This window comes from Phytobacter sp. RSE-02 (genome assembly GCF_040578655.1).
In the GTDB taxonomy this organism is placed as follows: domain Bacteria; phylum Pseudomonadota; class Gammaproteobacteria; order Enterobacterales; family Enterobacteriaceae; genus Phytobacter; species Phytobacter diazotrophicus.
Map to the genome: position 1 here is coordinate 1 of NZ_JBEULY010000045.1, position 738 is coordinate 738.

Genomic DNA, 738 nt, shown 5'->3' on the forward strand with positions numbered 1-738 from the left:
CTGATGAAAAGTAAAAAGCAAGGCGTCTTGCGAGTGAGACTTAAGTGTCCCCTTCGTCTAGAGGCCCAGGACACCGCCCTTTCACGGCGGTAACAGGGGTTCGAATCCCCTAGGGGACGCCACTTGCGCGGTAATGTGTGAAAGGCGTTGCCACCGATATCTCAAAACTGACTTGCGAGTCATGTTTGAGATATTTGCTCTTTAAAAATCTGGATCAAGCTGAAAATTGAAACGACACACAGTGTCTGTTCTCCGTAATAAGAACAGATGGCGGTGTGTTCGAGTCTCTCAAATTTTCGCGACACGATGATGTTTTACGAAACATCTTCGGGTTGTGAGGTTAAGCGACTAAGCGTACACGGTGGATGCCCTGGCAGTCAGAGGCGATGAAGGACGTGCTAATCTGCGAAAAGCGCCGGCGAGGTGATATGAACCTTTGACCCGGCGATGTCCGAATGGGGAAACCCAGTGTGATCCGTCACACTATCATTAACTGAATCCATAGGTTAATGAGGCGAACCGGGGGAACTGAAACATCTAAGTACCCCGAGGAAAAGAAATCAACCGAGATTCCCCCAGTAGCGGCGAGCGAACGGGGAGCAGCCCAGAGCCTGAATCAGCTTGTGTGTTAGTGGAAGCGTCTGGAAAGTCGCGCGATACAGGGTGACAGCCCCGTACACGAAAGCACACAGGCTGTGAGCTCGATGAGTAGGGCGGGACACGTGGTATCCTGTCTGA

General features: G+C 51.5%; 1 tRNA gene and 1 rRNA gene. Both read left to right on the top strand.

What is annotated here, in order from left to right:
• Nucleotides 1–46: 46 nt before the first annotated feature.
• A tRNA-Glu gene (locus tag ABU190_RS27275) sits at nucleotides 47–122 on the top strand.
• A 216-nt stretch (nucleotides 123–338) separates the two neighbouring features.
• Nucleotides 339–738 (top strand): 23S ribosomal RNA (locus ABU190_RS27280); the annotation flags it as partial.